19 protein-coding genes are annotated in these 25303 nt (G+C 71.2%); 4 read left to right on the top strand and 15 right to left on the bottom strand.

Annotated features, from left to right (window positions below; genetic code table 11):
- Window positions 1-86: 86 nt before the first annotated feature.
- A complete protein-coding gene (gene dnaE / locus C4U44_RS02820; RefSeq protein WP_103883933.1) occupies window positions 87-3650 on the bottom strand; it encodes a DNA polymerase III subunit alpha in 3564 nt (1187 codons plus the stop codon).
- Window positions 3651-3790: 140 nt separating this feature from the next.
- Here dnaE and C4U44_RS02815 point away from each other — a divergent pair, with 140 nt between their 5' ends.
- Both C4U44_RS02815 and C4U44_RS02810 read left to right on the top strand, forming a co-directional pair.
- The gene (locus tag C4U44_RS02815) at window positions 3791-4474 is read left to right on the top strand and encodes a hypothetical protein (protein WP_200823110.1); all 684 of its coding nucleotides are present in this window, start codon (window positions 3791-3793) and stop codon (window positions 4472-4474) included.
- Between the two features lie 65 nt (window positions 4475-4539).
- On the top strand, window positions 4540-5355 hold the full coding sequence (locus tag C4U44_RS02810) for a thioredoxin domain-containing protein (RefSeq protein WP_103883931.1): 816 nt from the start codon (window positions 4540-4542) through the stop codon (window positions 5353-5355).
- 63 nt (window positions 5356-5418) lie between these two features.
- Here the strand turns inward: C4U44_RS02810 and C4U44_RS02805 are convergent, their stop codons facing one another.
- On the bottom strand, window positions 5419-5994 hold the full coding sequence (locus C4U44_RS02805; RefSeq protein WP_103883930.1) for a dienelactone hydrolase family protein: 576 nt from the start codon (window positions 5992-5994) through the stop codon (window positions 5419-5421).
- Between the two features lie 123 nt (window positions 5995-6117).
- Between C4U44_RS02805 and C4U44_RS02800 the strand changes: the two genes are divergently transcribed.
- The gene (locus C4U44_RS02800; protein ID WP_103883929.1) at window positions 6118-7170 is read left to right on the top strand and encodes a mechanosensitive ion channel family protein; all 1053 of its coding nucleotides are present in this window, start codon (window positions 6118-6120) and stop codon (window positions 7168-7170) included.
- Between the two features lie 329 nt (window positions 7171-7499).
- Here C4U44_RS02800 and C4U44_RS02795 read toward each other — a convergent pair whose 3' ends face one another.
- From C4U44_RS02795 to C4U44_RS02780, 4 genes are all read right to left on the bottom strand, one after another.
- A complete protein-coding gene (locus tag C4U44_RS02795; RefSeq protein ID WP_103883928.1) occupies window positions 7500-9092 on the bottom strand; it encodes a Na+/H+ antiporter in 1593 nt (530 codons plus the stop codon).
- Between the two features lie 20 nt (window positions 9093-9112).
- Window positions 9113-10054 (bottom strand): RluA family pseudouridine synthase, encoded by a 942-nt coding sequence (locus tag C4U44_RS02790; protein WP_103883927.1) that lies wholly within the window; start codon window positions 10052-10054, stop codon window positions 9113-9115.
- A gap of 100 nt (window positions 10055-10154) precedes the next feature.
- Window positions 10155-10748 (bottom strand): signal peptidase II, encoded by a 594-nt coding sequence (gene lspA, locus C4U44_RS02785; RefSeq protein WP_103883926.1) that lies wholly within the window; start codon window positions 10746-10748, stop codon window positions 10155-10157.
- 269 nt (window positions 10749-11017) lie between these two features.
- The gene (locus C4U44_RS02780) at window positions 11018-11899 is read right to left on the bottom strand and encodes a TraR/DksA family transcriptional regulator (protein WP_103883925.1); all 882 of its coding nucleotides are present in this window, start codon (window positions 11897-11899) and stop codon (window positions 11018-11020) included.
- Between the two features lie 599 nt (window positions 11900-12498).
- Here C4U44_RS02780 and ileS point away from each other — a divergent pair.
- Window positions 12499-15645 carry an isoleucine--tRNA ligase gene (ileS, locus tag C4U44_RS02775; RefSeq protein WP_103883924.1) on the top strand — a complete coding sequence of 1049 codons (3147 nt, stop codon included), beginning with the start codon at window positions 12499-12501 and terminating at the stop codon, window positions 15643-15645.
- Window positions 15646-16391: 746 nt separating this feature from the next.
- Here ileS and C4U44_RS02770 read toward each other — a convergent pair.
- The 9 genes from C4U44_RS02770 to ftsW all read right to left on the bottom strand — a co-directional run bounded on the left by C4U44_RS02770 (window position 16392) and on the right by ftsW (window position 25262).
- The gene (locus tag C4U44_RS02770) at window positions 16392-17642 is read right to left on the bottom strand and encodes a DivIVA domain-containing protein (protein ID WP_103883923.1); all 1251 of its coding nucleotides are present in this window, start codon (window positions 17640-17642) and stop codon (window positions 16392-16394) included.
- A gap of 46 nt (window positions 17643-17688) precedes the next feature.
- Window positions 17689-17976 (bottom strand): YggT family protein, encoded by a 288-nt coding sequence (locus tag C4U44_RS02765; RefSeq protein ID WP_103883922.1) that lies wholly within the window; start codon window positions 17974-17976, stop codon window positions 17689-17691.
- Between the two features lie 91 nt (window positions 17977-18067).
- Window positions 18068-18685: a cell division protein SepF gene (locus C4U44_RS02760; RefSeq protein WP_103883921.1), complete on the bottom strand. Its 618-nt coding sequence runs from the start codon at window positions 18683-18685 to the stop codon at window positions 18068-18070.
- Window positions 18686-18779: 94 nt separating this feature from the next.
- Window positions 18780-19499, bottom strand: a complete 720-nt coding sequence (locus C4U44_RS02755; protein ID WP_103883920.1) for a YggS family pyridoxal phosphate-dependent enzyme — start codon at window positions 19497-19499, stop codon at window positions 18780-18782.
- Between the two features lie 6 nt (window positions 19500-19505).
- Window positions 19506-20270: a peptidoglycan editing factor PgeF gene (pgeF, locus tag C4U44_RS02750; protein ID WP_103883919.1), complete on the bottom strand. Its 765-nt coding sequence runs from the start codon at window positions 20268-20270 to the stop codon at window positions 19506-19508.
- A 10-nt stretch (window positions 20271-20280) separates the two neighbouring features.
- Entirely contained in the window at window positions 20281-21546 is a 1266-nt protein-coding gene (ftsZ, locus tag C4U44_RS02745) for a cell division protein FtsZ (protein ID WP_103883918.1), read from the bottom strand.
- Window positions 21547-21807: 261 nt separating this feature from the next.
- A complete protein-coding gene (locus tag C4U44_RS02740; RefSeq protein ID WP_103883917.1) occupies window positions 21808-22596 on the bottom strand; it encodes a cell division protein FtsQ/DivIB in 789 nt (262 codons plus the stop codon).
- Between the two features lie 236 nt (window positions 22597-22832).
- Window positions 22833-23924, bottom strand: a complete 1092-nt coding sequence (gene murG, locus C4U44_RS02735) for an undecaprenyldiphospho-muramoylpentapeptide beta-N-acetylglucosaminyltransferase (protein WP_103883916.1) — start codon at window positions 23922-23924, stop codon at window positions 22833-22835.
- Window positions 23925-23930: 6 nt separating this feature from the next.
- Window positions 23931-25262, bottom strand: a complete 1332-nt coding sequence (gene ftsW / locus C4U44_RS02730) for a putative lipid II flippase FtsW (RefSeq protein WP_103884178.1) — start codon at window positions 25260-25262, stop codon at window positions 23931-23933.
- Between the last annotated feature and the right edge of the window lie 41 nt (window positions 25263-25303).

Genomic DNA, 25303 nt, shown 5'->3' with positions numbered 1-25303 from the left:
CGCGCTGCGCCACCACTTGACGACGCGGGGGTGCCCCTTGAGGGCGCCCCCGCGTTCGTACGGTCAACCGGCCGCCCGGCGCCCGGTCATGCCACGCCGAGCCACACCTCGGCGCCGAAGGACACCTTGATCTCCGAGGCCACCGTGGTGGGATCGACGAGGAACCCCAACTCGTAGACCGTGGTCTTCTGCGGTCCGGCCACCCGGGCCCGGACCGGGCTCTCGCCGGGGTGCGCGGAAAGGATGCGCCGGAGCTCGCCGATGGCGTCCTCGCGCAGGATCTTGTGCTCGCGGAAGGCCAGTTGCACCGGCGGCTTGCCGCCGCTCTCGGCCGAGGACACGTCCAGCTCCGCCAGCTCCGAGGCGATGATGTTCATCGTCCCGTCGCGGTCCTGCGCCCGCCCGGTGATCGACACCACGCTGTCGGGAACGAGGGCGTGGCCGACGAGTTGGTAGGTCGCGGGGAAGAAGCACACCTCGATGCTCGCGTCGCGGTCGGCGAACGTGACGGCCGCCCAGGCGTTCCCCTGCTTGGTCATCTTGCGGTCGACCCCGGAGATGAGGCCGGCCACCTTCACGATGCGCTCCTGGCCGGAGGCCAGCAGCTCGGCGACGGTGGTGTCGCGGTTGCGCGCCAGGATGTGCTCGGTGCCGTCCAGCGGGTGCGCGGAGACGTACAGCCCCAGCATGTCCCGCTCGATGGCCAGGAGTTGCTTGCGCGGCCACTCGGTCTCGGGGATGGCGAAGTCCAGCCCGAACGCCGGGGTGTCGTCGCTGGCGCCGCCGAGGTCCGCGAACAGGTCGGACTGGCCGTACGCCTCGGCCTTCTTCACCGGCACGATCGCGTCGACCGCGTCCTCGAAGACGGCGGACAGTCCCATCCGGGTGTGGCCGAGCGAGTCGAAGGCGCCGGCCTTGATCAGCGACTCGATCGCCCGCTTGTTGAGGACGGGAATGCTGACCTTGTCGAGGAAGTCCGCGAACGACGTGAACTTCCCCTGGGACTTGCGGGCCACGATCAGCGCCTCGATGACGCCCTCGCCCACGTTCCGCACGGACTTCAGTCCGAAGCGGACGTCCTCGCCGACGGCGGTGAACTCCGCGACGGAGGCGTTCACATCGGGCGCCAGCACGTTGACGCCGCTCTTGCGCGCGTCGGCGAGGTAGATGGCCGCCTTGTCCTTGTCGTCCCCGACGGAGGTGAGCAGGGCCGCCATGTACTCGGCCGGGTAGTTGGCCTTGAGGTACGCCGTCCAGAACGACACCAGCCCGTAGCCGGCGGTGTGGGACTTGTTGAACGCGTATCCCGAGAACGGGAGCATGACGTCCCACAGCGCCTTGATGGACTCCTCGGAGTACTTGTTGTCCCGCATACCGGCGTGGAACTTCTCCCACTCGGCCGCCAGCACCTCGGGCTTCTTCTTGCCCATCGCGCGGCGCAGCAGGTCGGCGCCGCCCAGGGTGTAGCCGGCCAGCTGGCGGGCGATGGCCATGATCTGCTCTTGGTAGATCAGCAGGTGGAAGGTGTTGCCGAGGATCGGCTCCAGGGCGTCCTTCAGTTCCGGGTGGATCGGTTCGATCGACTGCCGGCCGGTCTTGCGGCTCGCGTAGTTCATGTGCGCGTTGGCCGCCATCGGGCCCGGCCGGTACAGCGCCAGGGCCGCCGCGATGTCCTCGAACCGGGACGGCTCCATCGCCTTGAGCAGGGTGCGCATCCCGCCGCCGTCGAGCTGGAAGACGCCGAAGGTGTCGCCGCGGGCCAGCAGCGCGTAGGTGTTCTTGTCGTCCAGCGGGATGTTCTCGGTGGACAGGTCGATACCGCGGTTCTCCCGCACGTTCTGGATCGCCTGGTCGATGACGCCCAGGTTCCGCAGGCCCAGGAAGTCCATCTTGACCAGGCCCATGGACTCGCACGACGGGTAGTCGAACCCGGTGATCTTCGTGCCGTCCTTGCGCATGTGCAGCGGGATGCGGTTGGTCAGCTTGGTCTTGGACAGGATGACCGCGGCCGCGTGCACACCGGTGTTGCGGATCAGCCCCTCGACGCCCTTGGCGCTGTCCACCACCTTCTTGACGTCCTGCTCGTTCCCGTACAGGGTCCGGATCTCGCCGGCCTCGCCGTAGCGGGGGTGCTCCGGGTTGAAGATCCCGTCGATCGGGATGCTCTTGCCCATGACGTCGGCCGGCAGTGCCTTGGTGATCCGCTCACCGTGCGAGAAGGGGTAGCCCAGGATCCGCGAGGTGTCCTTGATCGCGTTCTTGGCCTTGAGCTTGCCGAAGGTGTTGACCAGCGCGGTGTACTCGTCGCCGTACTTCTCGACCACGTAGGCGACCATCTGGTCCCGCTTGCGGTCGTCGAAGTCGAGGTCGACGTCCGGGGGGTTGATGCGCTCGGGGTTCAGGAACCGCTCGAAGAGCAGGCCGTGCTCCAGCGGGCACAGCTCCGTGATCCGGGTCGCGTAGGCCACGATCGAGCCGGTCGCCGAACCACGGCCGGGGCCGACCGGGATCTTGTTCTCCCGGGCGTGCCGGCAGATGTCCGCGACCACGAGGAAGTACGACGAGAAGCCCATCGGACCGATGACCTTCATCTCGGTCTCGAAGCGCTCCGTGACCTCGGCCGGGATCGGCTCGCCGTAGCGCTTGGCCAGGCCCTTGACAACCTCCTTGCGCAGCCAGGACTCCTGCGTCTCCCCCTCGGGGACGTCCGGGTACTGCGGCATCTCGTCCTCGAGGTCGAAGACCTCGTCGTAGGGCTCGATCCGCTCCGCGATCAGCAGGGTGTTGTCGCACGCCTCGGGCAGCTCCGCGAACAGCTCGCGCATCTGCGCCGCGGTCTTGAGGTAGTAGCCCGTGCCGTTGAACTTGAAGCGGTTCGGGTCGTCCTTGTTCTTGCCCACCCCGATGCACAGCAGGTTGTCGTGCGCGTCGGCGTGCTCCTCCAGCACGTAGTGCGCGTCGTTGGTCGCCAGCAGCGGGATGTTCAGGTCCTTCGCCAGCCGCAACAGGTCCCCGCGGACGTTGCGTTCCAGGTCCAGGCCGTGGTCCATCAGCTCCAGGAAGTAGTTCTCCTTGCCGAAGATGTCCTGGTAGTCGGCCGCGACCTTGCGCGCCTCGTCGTACTGGTTCAGCCGCAGCCGGGTCTGGATGGCGCCCGAGGGGCAGCCGGTGGTGCCGATGATGCCGGCCGCGTGCTCGGAGATCAGCTCCATGTCCATGCGCGGCTTGCCCGCGGGGAACTGGCCGGTGTAACTCGCCTCGGTGGACAGGTAGAACAGGTTCCGCAGTCCCTGGACGTTCCGCGCCCACATCGTCATGTGGGTGAAACGGCCGCCGCCGGAGACGTCCTTGCTGCCCTCGCCGTCGTCCGACATGGCCCGCTGGCCGCCGGGCCCCCAGAACTCCTGCTTCTTGTACCGCCGGTGGGACGGCGCCACGTACGCCTCGATGCCGATGATCGGCTTCACCGAGTCGAAGCCCTTGGCGACGGACTGGAACTCGTAGGCGCCGAACATGTTCCCGTGGTCACTCATGGCGATCGCGGGCATTCCCTGCCGCGCCACCTCCGTGAACATCGGCTTCAGGCGCTGCGCACCGTCGAGCATCGAGTACTCGGTGTGATTGTGCAGGTGAACAAAGCTGTCGGCCACCGGGCTGGCACCTCCAGGACGATCGCGGGGAAGCCTCCACCCTAGTCTCAAACGGCCCTCCGGCGAGGGCGCCCCGCCCCGGCGGGGAGAGAGCGACCTTTAGGTCACACATACAGGTTCCCGTGGCACACTCTGTGCCCATGGAGACCATGGGCGAGATACGTCCGCGGCTGCGGGCGGCACGGGCCGCCCTGTTCGCCGCGCTCTGCGTCACGCTCTCCTCCACCTCGCACGTCCTGATGTCGCACCGCCCGCTGCCGCTGACCGTCGTCGGCGGCGCGTTCGCGGCCGTGTTCGCGCTGGCCTTCGCGCTCGGCGGCCGGGAACGCGGCTTCTGGGCGATCAGCGGCGTGATGGTGCCGGTGGAACTCGCCGTGGACACCGTCTTCACCTCCGGCCAGCAGTCCTGCTACGGGCCCAGCGGCGGCCCGGTCACCGGCTCGTGGCGGTCGCTGCACGAAGCGGTCGTCTGCCACGGCGGCCAGGTCGGCACCCAGCTGCCCGCCGTCTCCCCCGCGCAGGCCGCCACCGCCCACGCCGCCTCCTCGGCGCTGCCGTGGCTGCTGCTGGCCCTGCACGTCACCGTCGGCCTGCTGGCCTCCTGGTGGCTGCGCCGCGGTGAGGCCGCGCTGCACCGCGCCCTGCGCGCGGTGGCCGTCGCCGCCTTCCGCCCGCTGCTCTTCGCGGCCTCCGCCGGCGCGGTTACCTGCTCCGCGGTCGGCCGGCTCCGGCCGACCGCCGTGCCCGCCGACGGCGCCCTCGCCGCCCGGCCGTTGCTGCACTCCGTCGTACGCCGCGGACCGCCCGTCGCGCTCGCCGCCTGAACCCGCGGCCCCGCCCGACCCGCACGTCCCCCCGTTTTCCGCGTACTCCCCCGGAGACCACAGTCATGAGCAGCAGAAACAGCAAGACCAACAAGGCCGCCGCCCGCGAGCGGCTGCGCGCCCAGCGCGAGAAGGAAGTCAAGCGCGCGAAGGTCCGCCGCCAGATCATCGTCGGTGTCGGCGTCGTGGTGGTCCTCGCCGCCGCGGGCGGCATAGCCGTGGCCGTCAACAACGCCACCAAGCCCAGCAAGCCCAGCAAGTGGACGGCCGCCGCGAAGGACCCGCTGGTCAAGCCGGCGAACACCTCGGGCACCAACGGCACCGTCATCACCCTCGGCGACGCGAGCAACAAGAACACCGTCGAGGAGTGGGAGGACATGCGCTGCCCCTACTGCGCCGCCTACGAGCAGGAGTCGGGCGCCGCGGTCCTCCAAGGCGTGACGGACGGCAAGTACAAGATCGTGCTGCACATGGGCACGTTCCTGGACACCAACCTCGGTGGCACCGGCTCCAAGCAGGCACTCAGCGCGCTGGGCGCGGCACTCAACGTGTCGCCGTCCGCGTTCGAGCAGTTCCACACCCTGCTGTACTCGAAGGCGGTCCACCCGGACGAGACCAAGGACACCTTCAGCGACCCGGCGAAGCTCATCTCCATCGCGCAGAAGGTCCCCGCCCTGAAGGGCAACACGAAGTTCTCGGACGCGGTGACCAAGGGCACCTTCGACAAGTGGGCGCTGGACACCAGCTCCGTCTTCGAGAAGTACCTGGACAACAAGAGCATCAACGGCACCCCGACCGTCCACGTCAACGGCAAGAACGTGGACGTGAACGGCGTGCCGGTCGCGACGGTGACCTCCGGGATCCAGGCCGACCTCACGTAGCGGCCCGCCGTGGCCGGCCGGGACCCCGGCCGGCCACGGCGCCTCGCGCGGGGGCCGCGCGGGCTACAGGTCCCGCAGGAAGTCCAGCGCCACCGACCAGGTGCGCTCCGCCGCGTCCTCGTCGTAGTCCGGCAACTCGGGGTCCGTATAGAGGTGCCCGGCCCCCCGGTAGCGGAAGATCTCCACGTCGGCGCCGGCCCGCCGCATCAGCAGGTACCACGCGTTCAGCCAGTCGTCCGGCTCGAACGGGTCGGGGTCGGCGACGTGCAGCTGGACCGGGATGTCGGTGGCCGCGTCCTCGGCGAGGTCCGAGGTACCGTGCAGGAGCAGCAGCCCGCGGGCCTTCTCGTCGCCGAGCGCGAGGTTCTGCGCGAGCGAACCGCCCATCGAGAAGCCCGCGTAGACCAGGCCCTGCTCGGAGTACGGCGCCGCGGCGACGATCGCCCGGCGCAGCAGTTCCTCGTTGCCGATCTCGTCCCGGATCTTCCGGCCGTCCTCGACGCTGTCCGCCACCTGTCCCTCGAACAGGTCCGGAACGTGCACCTCGTGCCCGGCGGCCCGCAGCCGCTCGGCCGCGGAGTGTACTGCGGGCCGCGGCCCGTAGGTCGAGTGCAGCAGCAGGATCGTCGCAGATGTCACAAGGGGCCTTCGTTCACGGTCCGGTGGGTACGGCTCCCATGGTGCCAGTTGCCAGCGGCGGGTCGGACGCCGTACACAGGTGCACTGCGGGGACGGAACCAGGTGAAGGAAGCGGGTGAGTGCATGGAGAGCACGCTGCGGCCGGTGGTCGTGGTCGGCGCGGCGGTCGCGCTGACGCTGCTGGTCGGCTGGATCGGCGACCGGATCCTGCGCTCGGTCGACGCCAGGCACCCGGAGACCCCGCTGTGGGACCTGCTGCGCCGCTGCCGGCTGCCGTCCCAGGTGGTGCTCCTCACCGCGCTGCTGCGCGGCGCCTACCACGCCGCCCACGTCGAGGACGCGCACGCGGCGGCGATCGGGCAGGCCCTCACGCTGGTGCTGATCGCCGCGTCGGGGTGGCTGCTGGTCCGGGTCGCCGCGGCGGTCATCGACTCCTCCTACGCCCGTTACGCGGCAACGGCGCACAGCGTGCCCAAGATCCGCCGGCTGCGGACCCAGCTCACGCTGATCCAGCGGGTGCTGACCGCGATCGTCTCGGTGATCGCGGTCGCCTCGATGCTCTTCACGTTCCCGGAGATGCGGACGGTCGGGGCGTCCGTGCTGGCCTCGGCGGGCATCATCGGCATCGTCGCGGGTGTCGCCGCGCAGTCCACGCTCAGCAACCTCTTCGCCGGGCTCCAGATCGCCTTCGGGGACATGGTGCGGATCGGTGACACCGTGGTCGTGGACGGCGAGTGGGGCGAGGTCGAGGAGATCACGCTCACCTACCTGAGCGTCCGCACCTGGGACGAGCGGCGGATCACCATGCCGGTCTCGTACTTCACCAGCAAGCCGTTCGAGAACTGGTCCCGCGGCGACCCCCGGATGACCGGGGTGGTCCTCCTCCACCTCGACCACGCGGCCCCGATCGACCTCATGCGGAAGCGCCTGCTGGAGATACTGGAGCAGGCCGCCGAGTGGGACCACCGCGCGTGGGGCCTGGTCGTCCTGGACTCCACCCCCACCACCATCCAGGTCCGCGCGCTCGCCACCGCGAAGGACGCCGGCGACATCTTCACGCTGCGCTGCATCGTCCGCGAGCAACTCATCGACTGGCTCCGCACGGATCACCCCTACGCGCTTCCCCGCGTCAGCGTTCGCCTGGAGGAGGACCCCCCGCCCACCCCCTCCCCGTAGTCCCAGGCCCCCCGCCGGTGATGGCTTCCCCGCGCCCCTTGGTGGTTGCCCTCTTTTCGGGGAGGGACCCGCACAAACCAGGGGCGCGGGGAACTGCGCGACAAGCCACCGCGGACCGCAAGGTCCCGGAACCGGCAGCACGGGGCACCCCGAAGGGCCGAGCCCCACCGCCAGGTGGTCCCGGAACGGGCAGCACGGGCCACCCCGAAGGGCCAAGCCCCACCGCCAGGTGGTCCCGGAACGGGCAGCACGGGCCACCCCGAAGGGCCAAGCCCCACCGCCAGGTGGTCCCGGAACCGGCAGCACGGGCCACGACGGGGGGGTCCCGCCTAAACACCCCGCATGGACCGCAGATCGAGGTGCCGCAACACCCGATCCACGATCTCCGGATCGGACCCCGGCTCGCTGCGCGCGGCCAGCACCTCGTGCCGCGCGGCGGACAGCATGTCGTCCTGGATCCGCCGCAACGCCCTGATCCGCTCCGCCCGCTTCGCATGGCTCTCGCGCCGCTCCTCGTCGATGACGTCGGGCGAGATCCGGGCCCCGAGGTCGATCGCCCGGTGGAAGAGCATCTCGGCCAGCTCGTCGTCGAGCGACTCCGCGACCTCGATCTCCTTCAGCCGCCTGCGCGCCGCCTTCATCGCGCGCAGCGCGAGCAAGCGCTCCTGGTCGTGCTCGGCCCCGACGTCGCTGCTCACCCCGAGCCGCCGGACCAGCCAGGGCAGCGTCAGCCCCTGGATCACGAGGGTGACCAGGACCACGGAGAAGGCGATGAAGAGCAGCTCGCCGCGGGCCGGGAACGGATCCCCGTGGTGCGTCCTGAGCGGGATCGCCAGCGCCAGCGCCACCGAGGCCACCCCGCGCATCCCGGCCCACCACATGGTGACCGTCTCGCGCCAGGTCATCGGGAGGTCCTCGTCCACGTCCCGCAGCTTGTGCAGCCGCTTGGCGACCGCCGCGGCGGGCAGCAGGTAGAGCAGCCGGACCCCGACCACGACCGCGACCACGAGGCCGGCGTCGCGGAGCATCGGCGCCCAGTGGCCGGCGCCGACGCTGAAGACCTGGTGCATCTCCAGCCCGATCAGCCCGAAGGCGATCCCGGTCACCAGGGTGTCGACGATCTCCCAGAAGGTGTTGCCGGCCAGCCGCGCGGTCACGTCGTCCGCCTCGAAGGCGTACTCGGCCAGGTACAGCGCTGTGGTGAGGACGGCCAGCACCCCGGAGCCGTGCAGCCCCTCGGCGATCGCGTACGACGCGAACGGCACCAGCAGCGACAGGCCGATCTGGAGGGTGGCGTCGCCGACCACGCCCATCAGCTTGTTCGTGCCCCAGCCGAGCGCCAGGCCGATCGCGACCGCGACCACCGCGGACAGCACGAACTCCAGGATGGCGTGCGGCAGCGAGAAGTGGCCGGAGAGCACCGCGGCGACGGCCACGTGGTAGAGCACGATGGCCGTGACGTCGTTGAACAGCCCCTCCCCCTCCAGGATCGAGATCATCCGGCGGGGCAGGCCGAGGCTGCCCGCCACCGCGGTCGCCGCGACCGGGTCGGGCGGGGCCACCAGAGCGCCCAGGGTGAAGGCGGCGGCCAGCGTGATCCCGGGCACCACCGCGTTGGCGACGACCGCGACCGCGGCGGTGGTGACGAACACCAGCGCCACCGCGAGCAGGAAGATCACCCGGCGGTTCGCCGCGAACTGCCGCCATGACGTGCGCTGCGCCGAGGCGTACAGCAGCGGCGGCAGGATCAGCGGCAGGATCAGGTCGGGGTTGATCGCGATGTTCGGCACCTGGGGGATCAGCGCCAGGATGCCGCCCACCACCGTCATCAGGACCGGCGAGGGCAGGTTCACCCGCTCCGCCACGGGCACCATGACGATCGCGGCAAGCATGATCGCGAAGAACAGCGCGAGTTGATCCACGCCGCTAGGTTGCCACGCGGTTACTGGCTGTCGGCCCTCACCACGTCAAGCGCGGCCTGGAGGTCGTCGGGATACGTGCTTTCGAACTCGACCCACTCGCCGTCCGCGGGGTGCTCGAAGCCCAGCCGCACCGCGTGCAGCCACTGCCGGGTCAGCCCGAGCCGCTTGGCCAGTGTCGGGTCGGCGCCGTAGGTGAGGTCGCCGACACACGGGTGGCGGTGGGCGGCCATGTGCACCCGGATCTGGTGGGTGCGGCCGGTCTCCAGCTTGATGTCGAGCAGGCTCGCGGAGCGGAACGCCTCGATCAGGTCGTAGTGCGTCACGGACGGCTTGCCCTCGGCGGTGACGGCCCACTTGTAGTCGTGGGTGGGGTGCCGGCCGATCGGCGCGTCGATGGTGCCGCTCATCGGGTCGGGGTGGCCCTGCACCAGGGCGTGGTAGCGCTTGTCGACCACGCGGTCGCGGAACTGCTGCTTGAGCCGGGTGTAGGCCCGCTCGGACTTCGCCACGGCCATCAGCCCGGAGGTGCCGACGTCCAGCCGGTGCACGATGCCCTGCCGCTCGGCGGCGCCCGACGTCGAGATCCGGTACCCGGCCGCGGCCAGGCCGCCGATCACGGTGGTCCCGGTCCACCCGGGGCTGGGGTGCGCGGCGACGCCGACCGGCTTGACGACGACGACCACGTCCTCGTCGTCGTACACGATCTCCATGCCCTCGACGGGTTCGGCGACGATCTGGACGGGGGCGGCCGGGGCCGGCATCTCCACCTCGAGCCACGCCCCGCCGTGCACCCGCTCGGATTTGCCCGCCGCGGCGCCGTCGATGGACACCTTCCCGGCGGCGGCCAGCTCGGCGGCCTTCGTCCTGGAGAAGCCGAACATGCGGGCGATGGCGGCGTCGACGCGCTCGCCCTCCAGGCCGTCGGGCACGGGCAGGGAACGGACCTCGGGAAGCGTACTCACCCGGTCGAGTATGCCGGACGCGGCGCGGCCCGGACGCCGGGCCGTCGTCCGGCGGTCGCGATCACCGGTGCCGGAGCGGGGCGCCGGCGGTCCGGCGGGGTCAGTCCTCGGGCTGCTGCCGCTTGCCGTCCGGCTCGATACCGAGGAAGGAGAGCAGCACGATCAGCACGCCACCGCAGGTGATCGCGGAGTCGGCGAGGTTGAAGGTGGCGAAGTGCACGGGCTCGATGAAGTCGACCACCCGGCCCTGGAAGCCGCCGGGCGAGCGGAAGATCCGGTCGGTGAGGTTGCCGAAGGCACCACCGAGCAGCAGCCCGAGCGCGATCGCCCACGGCACGCTGTACAGGCGGCGGGACAGTCGCGCGATCACGACGATCACTCCGACCGCGATCACCGTGAAGACGATGGTCATGCCCTGGCCCATGCCGAAGGCCGCGCCGGCGTTCCGCAGCGCGTTCAGCCGCAGGTAGTGGCCGAAGACATCGATCGGCCGGTGGTTCTCCAGGCTGTGCACCACCCACAGCTTCGAGAGCAGGTCCAGCAGGTACGCCAGTGCCGCCACGCCTATCAGCACGGCGACGCGGCGCCTGCCCCGCGGCTGCGGTGCGGCGTCGCCCGCGCTCCCGCCGCTCTCGGCGTCAGCGGCCGGGCCCGGCGTCTCCGGTGTGGTGATGGTGCGCTCCGCTTCCGTCACGTGAGTCCCTCAACCTCGTGTACACAGCTCCTCGCCCGAGGGTACGACACGGGGGCGCCCTTGACCCTCCCGGCCGCCCCGTCCTGCCCGGTTGAGGGACCACCCGCCGGTGGTGGGTTGCGCGCGCAGTCCCCTTGGTGGTGACCCTCTTCTCGCGGAGGGAGCCGCGCGTACCCAGGGGCGCGGGGAACTGCGCGAACAACCACAGGCGGACCGCAAGGTCCCGTGACCGGCGGACCGGGGCACCCCGGAGGGTCAGGAGCGCCCTTTCAGCGACGCTCCTGGCGCTGCTTGTCGTCGAGGCACAGCGTCGCCCGCGGGAACGCCTGCATCCTGGCCTTGCCGATGGGATTCCCGCAGACCTCGCAGAGCCCGTACGTGCCCTCGTCGAGCCGCCGCAGGGCATGATCCGCCTGCACCAGCATCTCCCTGGTGTTCGCGGCCAGCGCCAGCTCCGACTCGCGGGTGATGTTCTTGGACCCGGTGTCGGCCTCGTCGCCCGCGCCGTCCCCGGAGTCCCGCAGCAGGCCCAGGACGGCCGCCTCGGAGGAGGCGATCTCGGTCTTGAGCCGCTCCACCTCGGCCAGCAGCTCCGACCTCGCCTCCTGCACCTCCTGGGGGGTCCACGGGTCCTCCCCGGGCAGCACCGCGAGGCCGTCCGGCGCCGCGTTCCGTGCCGCGGGCACCGCGGAGTCGGCCGTCCCGGCCACGGTCTTCTTAGCTCCCACCTTGCGGGCTCCCGTCTTCCTTGCCCCTGCCGCGCCGGCCGGCGCCGGTTCGGCCTTCGGCCGCTGCGCTGCCGAAGCCTTCTTCGCGACGGCCTTCTTGGCGACCGTCTTCTTCGCGGCCGTCTTCTTGGCCGTGGACTTCTTCGCCGCGGTCTTCTTGGCGGCAGGCGCCTTCCCGGCCGCGGTCTTCTTCGCCGTGGACTTCTTCGCGGCGGACTTCTTCGCCGCCGGTTTCTTCCTGGCCGTGCCCGCCGTGACCTCAGTGGTTGTGCTCTCCACGCCTGTCGGCGCCTCCTCCGCAGAAGCCTCGGTCCCACCGGTGCGGGCCGCCGCGCTCTTCTTCGCGGCCGCCTTCTTCGTGGCGCTCTTCCTGGCGGGTTTCTCCGCCGCCGCCGTGGTGGCGGCGGTCTTCTTCACGACCATGGCCGCGACCCCTTCACATCAGTGATCTTGTTCGCGAATCGTGCCGGAAACGGTAAATCGGGCGTCGATCCGCGGCAACGGGGCGCGCTGCCGGGCCGGCCGGTACCCCTCGGTGGGGAACCGGCCTGCATCCGTTGTGCCCAGCTCACCGTCAGGTATTCCGCCGTAAGGCGCGAACCATGCCGCATCGCGGAACAATGACGGCCATTAGGGTCAGCCGGGGCACGGCGGCGCGGGCGGGAAACCGGGGCGCGGGGGTGGAGCGCGGCGCCGTACACTGGCCTGAGCGAGAGGCGTGGATGGGACGAGTAGCGCCGCACGCAGCCATGAGCGACCCGGGGACGGTGGAAGCCCGGGGGTGTGCGCGGTGCGAAGATCACCCCGGAGCCGCCGGAAGAGAGCACAGGGCGCGACGCGGCAGCGGAGCGCCCGCCCGCTGGTAGAACCGGCCTCGCGACCCCAATGAGGGGGCGGTGGGTCCCGTACGGGCCCGCACACCGCCAAGGAGGGTGGTACCGCGGGAGCGCCTGCACAGGCTCTCGTCCCTCCGACGGAAGTACGCGACAAGCGACAAGCGTCCGCCGGAGGAAGAACCCCTGATGAGCCAGCCGCGCCAGCCGCAGTACCGCCAGGTGCCCGCCCAGGTCGACCTGACCGCCCTCGAACACGACGTGCTGGAGCTGTGGAGCGAGCGGAAGACCTTCGCCCGCTCCGTCCAGCAGTCCGAGGGCCGCCCGGACTGGGTCTTCTACGAGGGCCCGCCCACCGCCAACGGCATGCCCGGCGCCCACCACATCGAGGCCCGCGTCTTCAAGGACGTCTTCCCGCGCTTCAAGACCATGCAGGGCCACCACGTGACCCGCAAGGCCGGCTGGGACTGCCACGGCCTGCCGGTCGAGCTGGCGGTGGAGAAGGAGCTGGGCTTCACCGGCAAGCAGGACATCGAGGCGTACGGCATCGCGGAGTTCAACGCGAAGTGCCGGGCCTCGGTGACCCGGCACACCGACGCCTTCGCCGAGCTGACCCGGCGGATGGGCTACTGGGTGGACCTCGACGACGCCTACCGCACCATGGACCCGCAGTACGTGGAGTCGGTGTGGTGGTCGCTCCAGCAGATCTTCGACAAGGGCCTGCTGGTGCAGGACTACCGGGTGGCGCCCTGGTGCCCGCGCGACCAGACCGGCCTGTCCGACCACGAACTCGCGCAGGGCTACGAGACGATCGTCGACCCCTCGGTCTACGTGCGCTTCCCGCTCACCTCCGGCCCGCTGGCCGGCGAGGCCGCGCTGCTGGTGTGGACGACCACCCCGTGGACCCTGGTCTCCAACACCGCGGTCGCCGTGCACCCGGACGTGACGTACGTCGTGGCCACCGACGGCAACGAGCGGCTGGTCGTCGCGGAACCGCTGGTCGGCAAGGCGCTCGGCGAGGGGTGGACCACGACCGGGCAGACCTTCACCGGCCGCGAGATGGAGCGCTGGACGTACCAGCGCCCCTTCTCCTTCGTGGACATCCCCGACGCGCACTACGTCCTCAACGCCGAGTACGTCACCACCGAGGACGGCACCGGACTGGTGCACCAGTCCCCCGCGTTCGGCGAGGACGACCTCAGGACCTGCCGGGCGTACGGCCTGCCGGTGGTCAACCCGGTCCGCCCCGACGGCACCTTCGAGCCGGACGTGCCGCTGGTCGGCGAGGTGTTCTTCAAGAAGGCCGACGAGGCGCTGGTGGCCGAACTCGAGGCGAGCGGCCGGCTCTTCCGGCACCTGCCCTACGAGCACAGCTACCCGCACTGCTGGCGCTGCCACACCGCGCTGCTCTACTACGCCCAGCCGTCCTGGTACATCCGCACCACCGCGGTGAAGGACGCGCTGCTGCGGGAGAACGAGCGCACCAACTGGTACCCGGAGAACGTCAAGCACGGCCGCTACGGCGACTGGCTCGACAACAACGTGGACTGGGCGCTGTCCCGCAACCGCTACTGGGGCACCCCGCTGCCCATCTGGCGCTGCCCGTCGGACCACCTGACCTGCGTCGGCTCGCTGGCCCAGCTCGGCGAGCTGACCGGCACCGACCAGTCCGGGCTCGACCCGCACCGCCCGTTCATCGACGAGGTCACCTTCGACTGCCCCGACTGCGGCCAGACCTCCACCCGCGTCCCCGAGGTGATCGACGCCTGGTACGACTCCGGGTCGATGCCGTTCGCACAGTGGGGCTACCCGTACCGCAACAAGGAGGTCTTCGAGCGCACCTACCCGGCGCAGTTCATCTCGGAGGCGATCGACCAGACCCGCGGCTGGTTCTACACGCTGATGGCCATCGGCACGCTGGTCTTCGACCGGTCCTCCTACGAGAACGTGGTGTGCCTGGGCCACATCCTGGCCGAGGACGGCCGCAAGATGTCCAAGCACCTCGGCAACATCCTGGAACCGATCCCGTTGATGGACCAGCACGGCGCGGACGCGGTGCGGTGGTTCATGGCGGCCGGCGGCTCGCCGTGGGCGGCCCGCCGGGTCGGGCACGGCACCATCCAGGAGGTGGTGCGCAAGACGCTGCTCACCTACTGGAACACCGTTGCCTTCCAGGCGCTGTACGCCCGCACCTCCGGCTGGGCGCCGTCCGCGGCCGACCCCGCCGTCCAGGACCGCCCGCTGCTGGACCGCTGGCTGGTCGGCGAACTCCACGCGCTGGTCCGCGACACCACGGCCGCGCTGGAGGACTTCGACACCCAGCGGGCCGGGAAGCTGCTGTCCGCGTTCGTCGACGACCTGTCCAACTGGTACGTGCGCCGGTCCCGGCGGCGGTTCTGGCAGGGCGACGCGGCGGCGCTGCGCACGCTGCACGACGTGCTGGAGACCTTCACCCGGCTGATGGCGCCGCTGGTCCCGTTCATCACCGAGCGGGTCTGGCAGGACCTCGTCGTCCCGGTGGTGTCCGACGCCCCCGACTCGGTGCACCTCGCCACGTGGCCGGTGGCCGACGCCGCGTTGATCGACCCGGCGCTGTCGGAGCAGGTACGGCTGGTGCGCCGGCTGGTCGAACTCGGCCGCGCCACCCGCGCGGAGTCCGGGGTCAAGACCCGCCAGCCGCTGTCCCGGGCGCTGGTCGCCGCGGGTGGGTTCGCCGAGCTGTCGCCCGAACTGCGCGACCAGATCGCGGAGGAGCTGAACGTCTCCTCGCTCGCGTCGCTCTCCGAGGTGGGCGGGTCACTGGTGGACACCACCGCGAAGGCCAACTTCCGGGCGCTCGGGCGGCGGTTCGGCAAGGGGGTCCAGGCGGTCGCGGCGTCCGTCGCCGCGGCCGACGCGAGTGCTCTGTCGGCGGAGTTGCGCGAGCACGGCACCGCGCGGGTCGACGTCGACGGGGAAGCGGTCAGTCTCTCCCCGGAGGAGGTCATCATCACGGAGACGCCCCGTGAGGGCTGGTCCGTGGCCTCCGATTCCGGGGCAACGGTCGCGCTCGACCTGGAGATCACTCCGGAGTTGCGGTTGGCCGGGCTGGCCCGTGACGTGATTCGTCTGGTCCAGGAGGCGCGGAAGCAGTCCGGGCTGGACGTGGCCGATCGGATCCTCGTGCGGTGGGAGTCCTCCGACGCCGAGGTGGTCGCTGCGCTCGGCGCTCACTCGGGGCTCATCTCCGAGGAGGTCCTCGCCACGGAGTTCCTCCAGGGTGCCCCCGCCCCCGAGTTCGGCCCCGCCGTCACGGACGAGGCTCTCTCCCTCACCTTCCACCTCCGCAAGTCCTGACCCGCACCGCCCGTAAGGAGGCCCACCCTCACCGGGTGGGCTTCCTCCCGCGGTCCCGCCCGCCCAGCCCCCTGCGGCGATGTCCCCGGACCACCGGCCAGACATGGCTTGTCGCGCAGTTCCCCGCGCCCCTGATTGGCACCCTCTGCCCCCAAGGGCCCCCGGCACGGGCAGTGGGGCACCCTCGCGGCAGAACCGCACCCTCCAGGGGCGCGAGGAACTGCGCGCTCAGCCAGCACGGCGCAGCCGGGGACCCGCACGCCCAGCCCCCACGGCGAAGTCCCCGGACCACCGGCGGTTCCCCGCGCCCCTGATTGGCACCCTCTGCCCCCAAGGGCCCCCGGCACGGGCAGTGGGGCACCCTCGCGGCAGAACCGCACCCTCCAGGGGCGCGAGGAACTGCGCGCTCAGCCAGCACGGCGCAGCCGGGGACCCGCACGCCCAGCCCCCACGGCGAAGTCCCCGGACCACCGGCCGGTGGCCGGTTGCTCGCGCAGTTCCCCGCGCCCCTGCAAAGCACCGTCCGTCCGCAGGGCAACCCGGCCCCGGGGAAGGGACACCCTCAGCCGCAAGGGCACCCCCGCCCCCGGGGAGAGGCACCGCGTGCCCGCAAGGGCAACCCGCCCCGGGGAAGGGAACGCCGCCCGCGAGGGCACCCCCCGGGGAGGGGCGGGAAAAGGTCCGGGCCCCGCTGGGGAAAAGTTTCCCCGGGGGCCCGGACCTCGGTTACCGCTCAAGCGACGCAGTCAGTTGTCATCCTCGTCAATCAGAAACCCTCGCATCGGCGTGGGCGCCTGCTGCAACGGCGAAGGACCACCCTGCGGGCGTACCGGCGCCATCGGCTGCGTCATCGCGGGCGACATCTGCTGCTGGCCGCCATACGTCGGACCGGGCGTGTGCCCGCCCATCGAGCCGTTCTGGCCCGCACCCGCACCGTAGGACGGACCACCCGAACCGTTGTGCCCCATCGCGCCGGCACCCGCGGGAGCCATCCCGCCCATGGTGCCGCCGCCACCCATCGTCCCGCCCATCGTCCCGCCCATGGAAGGCGCGGACGGCAGGGACGGTGCGGCCGGCGTCGTCCGCGGCGGAGCCAGCGAATCGTCGGCCTGGTTCTCCAACTGGCGCAGCTGCGACTCCAGGTAGGACTTCAGCCGGGTGCGGTACTCCCGCTCGAAGCCGCGCAGGTCCTCGACCTTGCGCTCGAGCGTGGCGCGGGCGGACTCCAGGGAGCCCATCGCGACGCGGTGCTTCTCCTGGGCGTCCCGCTCCAGCGCGTCCGCCTTGGCGCGGGCGTCCCGCTCCAGACCCTCGGCGCGGCTGCGCGCCTCACCGACGATCTTGTTGGCCTCGGACCGCGCCTCGGCGATCGCCTGGTCCGCGGTCTGCTGTGCGAGCGAGAGGACGCGGGCGGCGCTGTCGCCACCGGGGCCCTGCTGCTGCATCGGGTGCTGGCCCATCGGCTGCATCGGGCCGGGGCCCTGCATGCCGCCGGGACCCTGCATACCGCCGGGGCCGGGGCCGCCCTGCTGCTGCATGGGGTGCCCCTGCTGCTGCATCGGGTGACCCATCTGACCCATCTGGCCCGGGCCCTGCTGCTGCATGGGGTGCTGGCCCATCTGACCCATCTGGCCAGGGCCGTGCTGCTGCTGTCCGCTCGGACCAGCCGGCAGCTGCGGTGCGCCGCCGGGCAGTTGGGGCGGGCCCATCTGCTGCTGCGGCATCTGCTGCTGCACCGGCTGGGGTCCGGATATGGCGGCGGGGACCGGTCGGTCCTGCTGCTCCGGCTTGCGCATGTTCTGCTGCTGCTGGTTCGCAGCGGCAGCACGAGTCGCCGCGGCCAGCTTGGCGCGCAGGTCCTCGTTCTCGCGGAGCAGTCGGGTCAGTTCCGACTCCACCTCGTCGAGGAAGGCGTCGACCTCGTCCTCGTCATAGCCCTCTCGGAGGCGGACGGTCGTGAACTGCTTGTTCCGAACGTCCTCGGGAGTCAGCGGCATCTCTTCACCTCAACGTGATCGTCGACATATCGGGAGCCCGCACCGTTCACATCAAACCCCCTACGACGGAGATCAAGATGTACACGATGATCATCAATACGAAGAAGGACAGGTCGAGCGCCACGCCCCCGAGACGTAGCGGCGGGATGAAACGCCGCAGAAGCTTGAGTGGCGGATCGGTGACAGTGTAGGTGCCTTCCAGCACGACCACCATCGCCTTCCCAGGGTGCCACGAACGGGCGAACTGGAAGACGTAGTCCATCACCAATCGGAAGAAGAGCACGAACAGGAAGCAGTACAACGCGATGTACAGCACCTGGAGTGCGACACTCATCGCGCTTCCCTCTCCCCTGCTCTTCATCGGCCTGCCGGCCGGGTCCTACATGTCGTGCGGTTGCGTTCTGCCTGGTCAGACCAGGTTCAGGCTAGCTCTGGTTGAAGAACCCGCCCTCGGCGATGCGAGCCTTGTCCTCCGCCGTGACATCGACGTTAGCAGGCGAGAGGAGAAAGACCTTCTGGGTCACCCGCTCGATGCTCCCGTGCAGGCCGAAGACCAGACCGGCGGCAAAGTCGACAAGTCGCTTCGCGTCGGTGTCGTCCATCTCCGTCAAGTTCATGATCACCGGGGTGCCTTCGCGGAAGTGTTCCCCGATGGTACGGGCTTCGTTGTAGGTCCGGGGGTGCAGCGTGGTGATCCGGTACGGTTCCCGCTCTGAGACGACCTTGGGCATGATCACCGGTGCGTTCTTCTCCAGGTTCTGGCGTTCGGGTGTGATGGATGCCACTGGGGCGATCCGCGGTTCGCGCGGTGCCGGGGCATGTACGAGCCGCGGGGGTTCGTCCTGCGGCTGCGGGCTCGGCGGCACGTGCGGGTTGAGCGGTCGACGGGGGGCGGCACGCTCGGGTTCCGGTTCGGCGCGGCCGCTGGGCGGCGTGGCCATCTCCGGCTCGAACTCGTCGTCGGGGTCGAATCCCGGCCCGTCGTATCCGTCGTCCTCCACGAGACCGAGGTAGACCGCCATCTTGCGCATCGCGCCGGCCATGCTCTGCGTCCTCTCAGCGGGGTTCGGTCCGCGGCGGCCGCTCCGGGCGGCCGCCACACCATATTTATGCTGTGGTCCGACTTGTTTGGTGACGTTACCGGAGCCCGGGACGGACTCCGAGTACCGCCGTACCGACGCGTACATGTGTCGCTCCGGCAGCCACCGCTTCGTCGAGGTCCTGGCTCATCCCCGCCGAGACCATGTTCGCAGCCGGATGCGTCTCGCGCAGGCGGGATGAGATTTCCGTCAACCGGTCGAAGGCCGCGCGGGGTTGGCCCGCGTACGCCCCGGCCAGTGGTGCGACCGTCATCACACCGTCGAGCCGGAGCCCGTCGGCCGCGGCGATCGCGTCGGCGAGCGGCCCGACCGCGTCGGGCGCCACCCCGCCGCGCTCGCCCCGTTCGCCGGAGCCGGCGTCGAGGGCCACCTGCACCAGGCAGCCGAGCCGCTTGCCCGCGGCGGTGGCCGCGGTGGACAGCGCGGTGACCAGCCGGAGCCGGTCGACCGAGTGCACATGATCAGCGTAACGGACCACGGAGCGCGCCTTGTTGGTCTGCAACTGGCCGACGAAGTGCCAGCTCAGCGGGAGGTCCGCGCAGGCCTCGGCCTTGGGCGCGGCGTCCTGGTCGCGGTTCTCCGCCACCTCCCGCACGCCGAGCCCGGCCAGCACCCGGACGTCCTCGGCCGGGTAGGTCTTGGTCACCACGATCAGGGTCACCTCGGCCGGGTCCCGGCCGGCCGCCTCGCACGCGCGGGCGATCCGCTGCCGGACCGCCGCCAGGTTCGCGGCGATCTGCTCCGCTCTCGTCGGCACGGCCGCTCACCCGTTCCGTTCCGGGCCGGCGGCGTCCGGCCCGCCGTCGAGCCACACGTAGCCCGCGAGCCGGCCGGTGGTGCGGTCCCGGCGGTACGAGAAGTGGTCGGACGACTCCAGCGTGCACACGGTCGGTCCGTCGATCACCCGTACGCCGCAGCGCGTGAGTTGGGCGGTCACGCCGGCGCTCACGTCGACCGCGGGCGTACCCCAGCTCGTTTCGGCGTACGCCTCGGGAACGGTGGCGACCACGTCACCCCGGAGCGCGGCGGGCACTTCATAGCACTTACCGCACACGGACGGTCCGAGCTGCGCACGGATCCGCTCCGGCCGCGCGCCCTGCTCGACCATCGCCGCGACCGCGGCCGGCACCACCCCGGCCACCAGTCCGGGCCGGCCGGCATGTGCCGCGGCGACCACGCCGGCCGCGGGGTCGGCCAGCAGCACCGGGACGCAGTCGGCGGTGAGCACCGCCAGGGTCAGGTCGGCGCGGGTGGTGACGACGGCGTCGACGGCGGGGACCGGTTGCTCGCCCCAGGGCCGGTCGACGACCGCGACCTCGCGGCCGTGCACCTGGTTCATCCACACCACGCGGCCGGCGTCGCGGCCGAGTGCCCGCGCCGCGCGCTCGCGGTTGGCGAGGACGGCGGCCGGGTCGTCGCCGACCGCACCGCCGAGGTTCAGGCTGTCGTACGGAACGGCGCTCGCTCCGCCCCACCTGTCGGTGAAGGCGAAGCGGGCGCCGCCCACTGCCGTGCTGTGTGCTATCACCGCCGGGCGGTCACTTCAGGAAGTCGGGAACGTCGAGTTCCTCGACGGCCGGGTCCTGGTACGGACGCGCCGGGGGCACCAGCGGGCCGGCCTGGGTGCCGGGGTTCTCCGCGACCGGCTCGCTCTCGGGGTCGCGCTCGCCGGGCGCGCTCGGCACGCTGCCGAGGCCGCCGAAGGACGGTGTCAGCCGGCCGGCGTCGGAGCCGCCGCCGATCCGGGCCGGGCCTGGGCCGGTCGGCGCCGAGGAGCCGGACGCCGGGGCGGAGGAGTCCTCCCGCGAGGTGTACGAGGTGCTGATCACCTTGTCCCGGCTGCCCTTGGTGGGCGGCTGCCCGCCGTCGAAGCCGGCCGCGATGACGGTCACCCGCACCTCGTCGCCCAGCGCGTCGTCGATGACCGCGCCGAAGATGATGTTCGCCTCGGGGTGGGCGGCCTCGCTGACCAGTTGGGCCGCCTCGTTGATCTCGAACAGGCCGAGGTCGGAGCCGCCGGAGATGGACAGCAGCACGCCGCGCGCGCCGTCGATGGACGCCTCCAGCAGCGGCGAGGAGATCGCCATCTCCGCGGCCGCCACCGCGCGGTCGTCGCCGCGGGCCGAGCCGATGCCCATCAGCGCCGAACCCGCCTCGGACATCACCGACTTGACATCGGCGAAGTCGAGGTTGATCAGACCCGGGGTGGTGATCAGGTCGGTGATGCCCTGCACGCCGGACAGCAGCACCTGGTCCGCGGACCGGAAGGCGTCCAGCACGCTGACCTGGCGGTCGGAGATCGACAGCAGCCGGTCGTTGGGGATCACGATGAGGGTGTCGACGTTCTCCCGCAGGCCGGCGATGCCGTCCTCGGCCTGGTTGGCACGCCGCCGGCCCTCGAAGGTGAAGGGGCGGGTGACCACGCCGATGGTGAGCGCGCCCAGCGAGCGGGCGATGTTGGCGACGACGGGCGCGCCGCCGGTGCCGGTGCCACCGCCCTCGCCCGCGGTGACGAAGACCATGTCGGCGCCCTTGAGCACCTCTTCGATCTCCTCGCGGTGGTCCTCGGCGGCCTTGCGGCCGACGTCGGGGTTGGCGCCGGCGCCGAGGCCCCGGGTCAGCTCCCGGCCGACGTCCAGCTTGACGTCGGCGTCGCTCATCAGCAGGGCCTGCGCATCGGTGTTGATCGCGATGAACTCGACGCCCTTGAGACCGACCTCGATCATCCGGTTGATGGCGTTGACGCCACCGCCGCCGATGCCGACGACCTTGATGACTGCGAGATAGTTCTGCGGTGCTGCCACGTCGAAGGCCTCTCGCCTCGAGTTACGAATCGTGTGGGACGGTCGGTACGCTCGCCGGTGCCGTTCCGAACCCTAACCCTGAGGTTTAGGGTTACCAGTACGCCAGTCCCATGTGTTCCCTTGGGACGAGACATTAAGTCGACAAGCGGTGGCGGTTCAACGAACACGCCGAACCTCACGTTTTTCTTTTCACCCTATGTGATCACGCCGTGCTCCGTGCAGCCGGGTGCGGACGCCTTGCGGCGCTTCACCCCGTGGACGTCAACTCCCCGACGCGGCAGGGGCGATGGGCGCGCTGACGTCGTAGTGTGTGGCGTCCGGCTGCGCCTTCATCAGCGCCGTGAGCACGCGGGCCTTCCGTGCGCCGTTCGCCGCACTCCCCCACATCACGTCCTTCCCGCCCGAGAGTTCGATGGTGATGCCGTCGTAGGAGCGGACCCGGATCGCGGTGGCGTGTCCGCGCAACGAGCGGGGGAATTCGGCGGAGACGGCAATGGCGGCGCGCAGCAACCCTTTTGTCCCGAACTGGCGGACGCTCGCCGGTTGCGGGTCGGTCAACCGCACCACGGGGACGCCGCGCGGGGCACGGTCCACGGTGGCGAACCGGACCCCGTCGCGGTCGACTTCGGTGAAGCGGCTGCCGCTGGCAAGCACGGCCGACGGGGCCCGCTCGGTGATGTGCAGGCTCACGGTGTGCGGCCAGGAGCGGCCGACGTCCACCTGGTCGACCCTCGGCAGCGCCTTCAACACCCGTGCCCGCACGGCGCCCTCGTCCACGGAGACGAGGGCGCCGCCGAGCGGCACCTTCGCCGCGCGGATGATCTGATCATCGGTCAATCCGGTATTGCCGCTCACCTTCACGTGCTCGGCGCGCAGCAGCGAGGAGCCGTACACCGCCCAGGTGCCGCCGCCGGCCAGCACGGCCAGCGCGACCGCGCCGAGCACGAACGTCCGGCGGCGGCGCAGCACGTGGGGCGAGGGCGCCGTCGGCGGCCGGCGCGGGCCACCGCCCCGTACGCCGCTCGCGTCGGGCGATGCGAGTCGGGTCATCTCGGCCTCCGAAGTGCGCGGGCAATACCCCTATCCTGCAACGCGTTCCGCCGCGGATACGGCAACCCGCCGCAGGGGGACCCTCCGGGGTGCCCCGTCCTGCCCGGTCGAGGGACCACCCGCCGGTGCTGGGTTGCTCGCGCAGTTCTCCCCCAGCCTGGCGGAGAACTGCGCGCTCAGCAGGCCACCGACGGGTGCTCCCTCAACCGGCGGACAGGGGCAGCCGGGCGGGTCCCCTACCGTCGAGCCGCGGCCACCGCCTCGTACACCATCCGCATGAGCAACTCATCCGCATCCCGGCGGCCGAACTCCGCCGCGGCGCGCGACATGTCGTAGAGCCGGTGCGGATCGGTGAGGACCGGCAGGACGTTCCCGAGTACCCAGTCCGGAGTGAGCTCGGCGTCGTCGACGAGCAGACCGCCGCCCGCCTTGACCACCGGCTGCGCGTTGAGCCGCTGCTCGCCGTTGCCGATCGGCAGCGGTACGTACGCGGCCGGCAGCCCCACCGCGGAGAGCTCGGCGACGGTCATCGCGCCGGCCCGGCACAGCATCATGTCCGCGGCGGCGTACGCGAGGTCCATCCGGTCCAGGTACGGCACCGGCCGGTACGGCGGCATGCCGGGCATGTTGTCGGACCGGGGCAGTTCGTTCTTCGGGCCGACCGCGTGCAGGATCTGCACCCCGGACTGCTGGAGCCGCGGGGCGACCGTGGCCACCACCTCGTTGAGCCGCCGGGCGCCCTGGGAACCGCCGGAGACCAGCAAGGTGGGCAGGTTCTGGTCCAGGCCGAAGCCGTGCCGGGCCTCCGGGCGGGCGGCGGCCCGGTCCAGGGTGGCGATGGAGCGGCGCAGCGGGATGCCGATGTAATGCGAGTCGCGCAGCTTGCTGTCGGGCGTCGAGACGGCGACGGTGTGCGCGTAGCGGGAGCCGATCTTGTTGGCGAGACCGGGCCGGGCGTTGGCCTCGTGGACCACGATCGGCACGCCCAGGCGCTTCGCGGCGAGGTAGCCGGGCAGGGCGACGTAGCCGCCGAAGCCGACCAGGCAGTCGGCCTTGGTGCGTTCCAGGATCTGCTCGGCGGCCTTGATGGTGCCGCGCAGCCGCCCGGGGACGGTGATCAGTTCGGGGGTGGGCCGGCGCGGCAGCGGCACCGCCGGGATGAGGGCGAGTTCATAGCCCCGCTCGGGCACGAGCCTGGTCTCCAGGCCGCGCTCGGTGCCGAGTGCGGTGATTCCCACGGTCGGATCCTGCCTGCGCAGGGCATCGGCGAGCGCGAGCGCCGGCTCGATGTGGCCGGCGGTCCCCCCACCGGCGAGTACGACATGCACCGAAATTCACCGCTCTCCGGACGGCCGCCTTCCGGCGCGCCGTCGCATCGTCCGTTTCCTCACCCCGGTCAGGGAGTTGCGCTCCCGCGTGGCCAGGGCCGCCCGCGCCGCCGGCTCGCTTCTGGCGAAGGAGATCAGCAGGCCGACCGCGTACATCGTCGGCAGGAGGGCCGAGCCTCCGTAGGAGAACAGCGGGAGCGGGACACCGGCGATCGGCAGCAGACCGAGCACCGCACCGACGTTGATCACGGCTTGGACCGTGATCCAGGTGGTCACGCCACCCGCTGCGAACCTGACGAAGGAGTCCTCCGTGCGACCGGCCACGCGGATACCCGCGTAGCCTAGTGCCGCGAAGAGGGCCAGGACCGACAGCGTCCCCGCCAGGCCCAGTTCCTCCCCGGTCACGGCGAAGATGAAGTCGGTGTGCGGCTCCGGTAGTTCGCCCCATTTCTCCACACTCGCGCCGAGGCCGGTGCCGAACCAGCCGCCGGACGCGAGCGCGTAGATGCCGTGCACGGCCTGCCAGCACTGGTCGTTGGCGCCGGGCGAGGTGGCGGCGATGCAGTGCAGCCGGCCCATCCGGTTGGGGCTGGTCAGCACGAAGAGGGCGGCCAGCGCGCCGGCCGCGGCCAGCACGCCGGTGAACAGCCGGGTGGGTGCGCCGGCCAGCCAGAGCATGCCGAACAGGACGGCGGTGAGCACCATGCTGGTGCCCATGTCGCCGCCGAGCATGATCAGGCCGAGCAGCAGGACGGCGACGGGCACCAGGGGGACCAGCAGGTGCTTCCACTGGGCGAGCAGCTTCTTCTCGTTCTTGCGGGCGAGCAGGTCGGCGCCCCACAGCACCAGGGCCAGCTTGCCGAACTCGCTCGGCTGGAGCTGGAAGGGGCCGCCGATCGAGATCCAGTTGGTGTTGCCGTTGACCGTCTGCCCTATCCCCGGCACCTGGACCAGGCACATCAGGAACACCGCGCCGAGCAGCAGCGGGTAGGCCAGCGCCCGGTGCAGCCGGATCGGCATCCGCGCCGCGGCATAGAGCAGCACCGAGCCGATCGCCACGGCCATCAGCTGCTTGCGGAAGTAGTACGTCGACGGCAGGCCGTAGCGCAGCGCCTGGATCATCGACGCGGAGTAGACCATCACCAGGCCCAGCACGGTGATCAGCAGCCCGGCGCCGACGATCACGTAGTACGCGGTGAGCGGGCGGTCCCATGCCTCCCGCACCTGCTGGGGCAGCCGCGCCGCGCCGCGCCGCGCGCTGCCGCGCGAGCGGTCGCCGGACGGCCGGGCCGGCGGTGCGTACGCGCCCTGCGGGGTGCTCGGGCGCAGCGCGGCCATGCGGCGTGCGGCGGCCTGCCGGCCCTCGCCCACCCCGGCCC

Source organism: Actinacidiphila yanglinensis (assembly GCF_900107965.1).
Lineage (GTDB): Bacteria > Actinomycetota > Actinomycetes > Streptomycetales > Streptomycetaceae > Actinacidiphila > Actinacidiphila yanglinensis.
This window is presented reverse-complemented; position numbering and strand designations above follow the sequence as displayed.

What these genes read in the sequence shown, in the direction of transcription:
- C4U44_RS02815 (WP_200823110.1), top strand. Translation starts at nt 3,791, where the DNA reads ATGGAGACCATGGGCGAGATACGTCCGCGGCTGCGGGCGGCACGGGCC.
- C4U44_RS02810 (WP_103883931.1), top strand. Translation starts at nt 4,540, where the DNA reads ATGAGCAGCAGAAACAGCAAGACCAACAAGGCCGCCGCCCGCGAGCGG.
- C4U44_RS02800 (WP_103883929.1), top strand. Translation starts at nt 6,118, where the DNA reads ATGGAGAGCACGCTGCGGCCGGTGGTCGTGGTCGGCGCGGCGGTCGCG.
- C4U44_RS02780 (WP_103883925.1), bottom strand. Translation starts at nt 11,899, where the DNA reads ATGGTCGTGAAGAAGACCGCCGCCACCACGGCGGCGGCGGAGAAACCC.
- ileS (WP_103883924.1), top strand. Translation starts at nt 12,499, where the DNA reads ATGAGCCAGCCGCGCCAGCCGCAGTACCGCCAGGTGCCCGCCCAGGTC.
- C4U44_RS02770 (WP_103883923.1), bottom strand. Translation starts at nt 17,642, where the DNA reads ATGCCGCTGACTCCCGAGGACGTTCGGAACAAGCAGTTCACGACCGTC.
- C4U44_RS02765 (WP_103883922.1), bottom strand. Translation starts at nt 17,976, where the DNA reads ATGAGTGTCGCACTCCAGGTGCTGTACATCGCGTTGTACTGCTTCCTG.
- C4U44_RS02760 (WP_103883921.1), bottom strand. Translation starts at nt 18,685, where the DNA reads ATGGCCGGCGCGATGCGCAAGATGGCGGTCTACCTCGGTCTCGTGGAG.
- C4U44_RS02740 (WP_103883917.1), bottom strand. Translation starts at nt 22,596, where the DNA reads ATGACCCGACTCGCATCGCCCGACGCGAGCGGCGTACGGGGCGGTGGC.
- ftsW (WP_103884178.1), bottom strand. Translation starts at nt 25,262, where the DNA reads ATGGCCGCGCTGCGCCCGAGCACCCCGCAGGGCGCGTACGCACCGCCG.